This is a genomic window from Chitinophagaceae bacterium (assembly GCA_030053935.1).
GTDB lineage: Bacteria > Bacteroidota > Bacteroidia > Cytophagales > JASGCU01 > JASGCU01.
In genome coordinates this window covers 1-7,059 of record JASGCU010000109.1, presented here as the reverse complement: position 1 = coordinate 7,059, position 7,059 = coordinate 1, and the positions used below count along the sequence as shown (strand labels likewise).

The 7,059-nt window shown below is 31.8% G+C and carries 5 protein-coding genes; all 5 read right to left on the bottom strand.

The genetic code is table 11. From position 1 onward, the window contains the following. On the bottom strand, positions 1-1,046 hold a 1,046-nt coding region (locus tag QM536_09040), incomplete at its 3' end, for a PDDEXK nuclease domain-containing protein (GenBank protein ID MDI9357152.1). 3 nt (positions 1,047-1,049) lie between these two features. Beyond that, entirely contained in the window at positions 1,050-2,597 is a 1,548-nt protein-coding gene (locus tag QM536_09035) for a type I restriction-modification system subunit M (GenBank protein MDI9357151.1), read from the bottom strand. Positions 2,598-3,275: 678 nt separating this feature from the next. Then, positions 3,276-3,797 (bottom strand): hypothetical protein, encoded by a 522-nt coding sequence (locus QM536_09030; protein ID MDI9357150.1) that lies wholly within the window; start codon positions 3,795-3,797, stop codon positions 3,276-3,278. Positions 3,798-3,837: 40 nt separating this feature from the next. After that, positions 3,838-5,601, bottom strand: coding sequence for a hypothetical protein (locus QM536_09025; GenBank protein ID MDI9357149.1), 1,764 nt, complete (start codon positions 5,599-5,601; stop codon positions 3,838-3,840). Positions 5,602-6,170: 569 nt separating this feature from the next. Beyond that, positions 6,171-6,860, bottom strand: a complete 690-nt coding sequence (locus QM536_09020) for a hypothetical protein (GenBank protein MDI9357148.1) — start codon at positions 6,858-6,860, stop codon at positions 6,171-6,173. Positions 6,861-7,059 lie beyond the last annotated feature (199 nt).

Here is a 7,059-nt window from a genome sequence, read left to right as displayed (position 1 = left end):
AGGTTTTGTAATTGGTCTTTTGGTAATAAAAGCTGATATTCTGCCACAGCTATGGGTTTGTTGATGTCTTGTAGGGCAATTTCTACATCTAAATGGTCTTTATCGGCACAAAGAATAATGCCAATAGAATTATTTTCGGTTTCGCCCTTTTCTAATTTATCAAGCAAAGACAAATACATATTCATTTTGCCTACATATTCGGGCTTAAAACTGCCTATTTTTAATTCAATGGCAACCAAACTTTGTAAACCTCGATGAAAAAAAAGCATATCCACAAAATACTCCTTATTATTATATTCTAAACGGTGTTGATTGCCAATGAAAGTAAAACCTTTACCCAATTCTAACACAAACGATTTTATTTTTTCTACCAATCGCTTTTCTAATTCTGTTTCTTTAATTTTTTCAGTGATTCCCAAGAAACCAAGGTTATAAGCATCTTTAAATACTTCGTTGGCATAATCTGCATGTATGGCAGGTAGCGTTTGGCTAAAATTATTTGCTTTTATTTGCTTTTGTGCAAGGGCATAGCTATCCATTTTTATAGCATGGATCAACCAGTCTCTACTCCAGCCATTTGCAATAGTTTGTTGCATATACCAAAGGCGTACTTCTTTGTCTTTTATTTTTTCTATGAGCAAAATGTTGTGTCCCCAAGGTATTTTTGCAACATATTGTTGCAAAAATGCCAAATCTTGTGGCAAGAATATATTAAGGTCATTTTCAGTATTTTGTAATTTTGCCACAACCTGTGGCAAAATTAAATTTTCGGGATATTCTTTATAAAAAGCAAGCATTCGTCCTAGGTTTCGTTCCGAAAAACCTTTGAGGTCAGTGAACTCATTTTGTAAATCTACTGCCAAGCGAGGAATAACCTTTGCCGACCAACCTTCTTGTTGTTGGCGTTCGGCTATCATTTTTCCTGTTTTCCAATAAAGCACAATCATTTCAGCATTTACGGAAAGTAAAGCCCTTGTCCTAGCTTGCTGAATGGCGGTTTTTATTTCGCCTAACAAGTTTTGATAATTTTCTATTTCTATGCTCATATTCTAGACTTCTATCTCGTTTATTATGTCATCAATACTCAATCGCAAGGCATTTATTTTCGCTACTGTTCTTGAAATTTCTTTGTTTAGCTGTTTAATTTCTACCTGCTCTCGGTTGTCTTTTGCTGTTATATACGAACTCACCGAAAGGTTATAATCATTTTCCGCTATTTTAGCGTTGTCGATAGTTTTAGTCACATACTCTACATCTTTTTTATTATCAAAGATTTCCATAATTTGCTCAATGTGTTTGTCTTCTAGCACATTATTATTGGTTACTTTTTTAAAGAAATCTTCGCCACTGGCATCAATAAATTGGGTTTTATTTTCGGTTTTATGTTTAGAAAGCACCAAAAGCGTTACAGAAATAGATGTGCCATAAAATAGATTGGGTGCTAAAGAGATTACTGTTTCTACAAAATTATTATCCACCAAGTACTTTCTAATTTTTTGTTCGGCCCCACCACGATAAAAGATACCTGGGAAACAAACCAATGCAGCCCTGCCTTTACTGGATAGATAACTTAGGGCATGTAATACAAAGGCAAAATCTGCCTTCGATTTAGGTGCCAATACGCCGGCAGGAGCAAAACGATAATCATTAATAAGCGTTGGGTCTTCGTCACCTTTCCATTTTATTGAATATGGTGGATTTGAAACTATGGCATCAAAAGGTTTCTCATCTCCATAGTGTGGGTCAATGAGGGTATTACCAAGGGCTATATTAAACTTGTCGTAATTGATGTTGTGCAAAAACATATTCATACGGGCAAGGTTGTAAGTAGTGTGGTTCACTTCCTGCCCGTAAAAGCCTTCTTCAATAATACGGTTGTCGAAATGCTTTTTGGCTTGTAGAAGTAAAGAACCAGAACCACAAGCAGGGTCGTATATTTTGTTTACTTTTTCTTGCTTGTGCATAGCAAGTTGTGCAATGAGTTTTGAAACGTGTTGCGGTGTAAAAAACTCACCACCTGATTTTCCTGCATTGGCGGCATAATTAGAAATCAAAAATTCATAAGCATCACCAAAAAGGTCAATTTGATTGTCTTCAAAATTTCCAAAATTCAGATCTTCTACACCTTTCAAAACGGCAGCTAAACGGCTGTTTTTGGATTCTACTGTATTTCCGAGTCGTGAACTGGTTGTATCAAAGTCGGCAAATAATCCTTTTATATCGGGTTCGGATGGAAAGCCATTTGCAGAACTTTCAATAGCATCAAAAATGGCTTTTAAATCTGTATTTAGATTTGGGTTTGTATTGGCTGTTTTGGCAACATTCACAAAAAGCTGGCTTGGATATATGAAATAACCTTTTGTTTTTATCGCATCAATTTTTATTTCGGGCGTAAGGTCTTTGTCAGGATAGTTGGCATAGTTAATGCTATCGTCACCACCTTCAATGTAATTGGTGAAGTTTTCGCTAATGAAGCGATAGAACAGTGTACCTAATACAAACTGTTTAAAGTCCCATCCGTCAACAGAGCCACGAACATCGTTGGCTATTTTCCATATTTTAGCTTGCAATTCTGCTCTTTGTGCTGTGCTTGTCATTTCTTGTCTTTAATTAAGTCTTATGGTTTCACTCGTAATATCATGGCGATTTGAATAAGCCCTTCAAGTTTAGGCTATTGTAGTTTTTGCAGGTAGCCGTTGATGCTATTAAAACATTTGACCAATTGTTCAGCCAACCAAGTTATTTTTAGTCCGTTTTCTTTTAATTTTTCATTTATTCTGTTCATGTCGATTTAAAATTATGTTTGCAAATATAGATTAAATTTTTTGAAAATCTCATTTTTTTGATATAAAAACTGTTTGAATTATTGTCGGTCTGTATGTTGTTCACTTGTCAAGATGGTTTGTCCTTCTGTTAATGTTCAATTTTTAGTCATCTGTGTGAATGTTGCGGTGTCGTTTTACACTTGCCGGAACTTATATACTACGGATAACGGAATAACATTACAAATAAATTACTAAAATAGAAAACCGTAAATCTCCGTAAAAAACAATCAAAAAGGAATGTATCCTGTAAAGGGAATAATAGATAACACATGCTTACATTGGATTCTCGTTCGTAAACATGTGGATGAGCAGAAAATGTAAAAAGGTACCATTTAAAAGTAGAATGAGTTAAATACATTCAAATAGACATACAAAAAATTACTTGCCGACTCAATACAATAATAGATGTTAGTTATTGTAATGGTTCATTGTCATGATTGTTTTTTTCTCTTAAAAACCATCGCTTAATGATTTTATTATGCCTGCTTTTTCTAAATATTTTCTCAGTTCGGCACTATTTACAGATACAATGACACCTATTTTGTATTCTTTTCCTATTTTCAATCTATCTCCTGCATCTACAGAACCATCTCCCGATTCAGAGACAAATTTAATATAATCACCTGCAGGATCAGAAAAAAAATCATCAAAAAAGCTTTCTTTTTGTTCTGCTATGCTCATATCTGTAACTAATGGTTTTTGTCCTGAAACATTTGGAATCCCTGCAAAACCTTTAAAAATGATACCATGAACAGCATTTTTTTTTGCTTGTTGTATGGCAATAGTAGGTTTTTTAGAATAAGACCATACTTTTATCAGATATGTTCCTTGAACTCCTGTTCCCGCTGCTTCTATTTCATACCTCCAATTTTCGGTATCCGCATTAGCTTTCTTTTTTGCTCTATTTTGAGCATGTATATTGTTAGAGCATAGAATAGTTATTATTGCTATGGAAATGAATTGTTTTATCATTTTTTATGTATGTATTTATTATTATTAATGTGTTTTTTATTTATATTCTTATTCTGATTCCTACGAATAGAGGGAAAGATATGTTTGTTTTATTGTTCTTATCTAAGCTCCATGAAGTAGTTTCGTTTGGGTTTGAGGTTATACTTTTATCGCTATCTGTTGAGTAAGGAAGTTTTGTTATGACATTTATTTTACCAAAGAGTGAAAATGTAGGTGATATATTGATTCCTAATCCGATTCCGGCGGGTATGTAGTATGATTTCCATGTAAAATCTTTTTCTACTAAATCTTTACGGTCTTTTAGATAATCGGATAGTGATTTATCTCCTATGTCAGAAAAAGTAAGTTGAGTATATCCAAACCCTATGGAAAGGAGCAAGTATATATTTCCTTTTGTGGTAAAGTATACTTCTTTTGAAAAATTTCCATCTACGGAAAAGGATGTAGCAGATACTTTTGTGTTTTGCATAATAGTTGTGGTTCCGTTTATTTTTATTTCAGGGGATGTTTCTTTACTTAATAGATGTACAGTTCCGAATGCTCCTATGTAGAAATTTCTAATGGTAGAGATTCTTGAAATTCGGTAATCTATTCCTAAACTTATTCCTACTATAGATTTATCTTGTGTATTAAAGGAGTATGTGGGAGAGAGTATAAGGCCGATGTCTTCTTTGCTTTCTAAAAACATTCCTTCGTATAATTTTTTTCCTCCTTGTTGTCTAAAAGTAGAAGGGGTTGTGTTTCCTGTAGCTACTCCTTCGTTATCTGATATTTTTTTGACTCGTAATACTCCTTTTCTGTATTTTTGTTGTTCTCCATTATTGTTTATTCCTATTTCATAAGCAAAAAATCTTTGGTCTAAGTAGAGTCCTTCTTTTTTTCCAAGTTTTGCTGTTGGTGGTTTGGTGGAGAATAATGAGGATTTGAGTTTAAAATCATCAAGGGTTTCGTTCAAAAAAGAGAAACTGGAAGAATGTATATAATCGGGAATGTCATCAAACAATTCGTTCATTGTTTTTCTTCTTGCGAGTAGATAGTAGTTACTATTAGGGTCTGTTGGTTGTTTTGAGGTAACACTTGCGCTGTGAGTAGTAATGAATGGCATATCAAAAGTTGCGGTGTTCCATTTTTGTGCTTTATTTTGATCGTAGTTATCTTTGTCAGTCCAGTATTCATTATAAAAAACGGCTTCTGTAGAATCGTTGAAATTAAGTTTATAAACAGATACTGTATAACTTGCTTCATATCCTTCGTCAGGGTTTCTTTTTTCTACTTTTTTTGTTTTTCCATCGGATGTTCTTTCTGTAACGGTAATATATTCGGGTTCTTTTTTAAAAGAGTTTATTTCATATACAAGAAGGTATGTTTTTGAGAGTAATTGTACTCCGAGAAGTTCTCTTCTATCTGTTTGTGATGCTTTTGCTTGCTGTGCGTCTATATCAGTTGCGGTGTAGAGACCTCTTTCTTTTATGAGTTCGTAATTAAATTGTCCTAATTCGTTTCTATTCCACCACTTTGCTACTATGGAATTAGATATTTTTCCTATGTATTTTTGGAGTGTTTCTGCACGAGGGGGGTCTAATTTCAGGTTATCGTATTTTATAAAATGTTCATTAAAACGCGATTCGGGTTTTATTTCTGATATTTTTTTTAGTATTTCTAATTTCTGTTCATATTGTAATGAAGAGGGTTCTACAAATGCTAATGTAATAGAAGGACGTAGATATTTTGTAGATATTTTTTGTCCTCTTGCATATTCTTGAGAGATAAAACAGAGTAATAAGATGGGTATTATTTTTTTCATTTTTATAATATATTAATGTATTGTACTATGATTTTTTGTATTATGTATTAGTTGTGTATAAAAAACAAGTGTAGGGATATTTCACAAAAATAAATGAGATACGAAACTAAACCATTTATTTTTGAGTTTTTCATAGTATACCCTTTTTTTTAAATTTTATTTTTTTATTTACAAAAACGGAAAAAAAAAATGTTAATGTTGTTAAAAGATAATTTTATCGAAAAAACCTTACAATTTTATGTATGTGTTTCTCATTTTTCTTCTGTTGGTACATTTTCACGTATCCATTGAACGATAGATTCTTTAACTTTTTATGGTTTTTTATAAATAATTCTGGTTTCACTTCATACCATTTTTTTAATCCTTGATAGTTTGTTTTTACTACTAACTCTCTTACAAGAAAGCGGTGTGTTCTATAAAAGAGGTAGTAAAATAAAATTTCATGGAGTCTATTTGCATCTCTTTTTTTGTTTCGTATTTATTTTTAAGAATAATCTTAATTATTCATAGTACCATTAGCTCTTTCTATCATTCTTGCTTTAGGTGTTACTTGCTTTGTAAGTCAGTTTCTATACCTTCTTTTTCACAGATGATATCACATTGTGATGATGGGGTAGTACAGGATTTTCCATTTTTGATACTAAGAGTTTATTTGTGAGTTCTAAACCATTATCTGTAAGTATGTAACCTGTCATAAAATGGGCTTTTTCAAGAAGGGAATTTATAAAGTGTTCTGTATTTTCAGTAGTTTTTTTGTCATAAATATCATAAAACATTATTCCATTTGCTCTATCTATGGCTATAAAGAGATATTGCTTTACGCCTTCTAGTTTTGGCAAATAAGTAATGTCTACGTAAAACAAACCTGGTTCATACTCTTTAAGTTTTTGTGCTTTTTTTTTCTGTAGGTATGGTACTTTGTTTAATTTTTTTGATACCAAACATCTGTAAACAGAGCTTCTAGATATGTTTTGATTTTTTTGTCTCATTATATCAACCACTTTATTTATCGAAAACCATGAGGTTTTTCTTACAGAGCAAACAATTCCTTTTTCTAACTCAGTTAATGAATAATCTATGTTATGAGGTATTGATGGGGCATCGTTCACAAAATTTCTGTGTTTCCATTTTTGAATAGTTTGAGTAGAAACATGATACTTTTTCGATAGTTGTCTTATTGTATCCATTTCTTTATTTTGTTGTATTTTTAAACGAATATTTTTATTTGTCCTTGCGTTTTTGTGATATATTGGTGCCATTTTTAATTTTTATTAATACAGTAAATGCTAAAAAAAGAATATTTTCATAAAATACAAATGCTGATATTTTTTTTATTTTTAAGATTGTTTAGGTAATATACTCTTTCCGAATTAATTGCAAAAAATCAATTATAATGGAAATTTAAAAAATAAAATATAAAAAGATATAATTATTACAATTTAATAAAAAAATACTTAC

What these genes read in the sequence shown, in the direction of transcription:
- QM536_09030 (MDI9357150.1), bottom strand. Translation starts at nt 3,797, where the DNA reads ATGATAAAACAATTCATTTCCATAGCAATAATAACTATTCTATGCTCT.
- QM536_09035 (MDI9357151.1), bottom strand. Translation starts at nt 2,597, where the DNA reads ATGACAAGCACAGCACAAAGAGCAGAATTGCAAGCTAAAATATGGAAA.
- QM536_09025 (MDI9357149.1), bottom strand. Translation starts at nt 5,601, where the DNA reads ATGAAAAAAATAATACCCATCTTATTACTCTGTTTTATCTCTCAAGAA.
- QM536_09020 (MDI9357148.1), bottom strand. Translation starts at nt 6,860, where the DNA reads ATGGCACCAATATATCACAAAAACGCAAGGACAAATAAAAATATTCGT.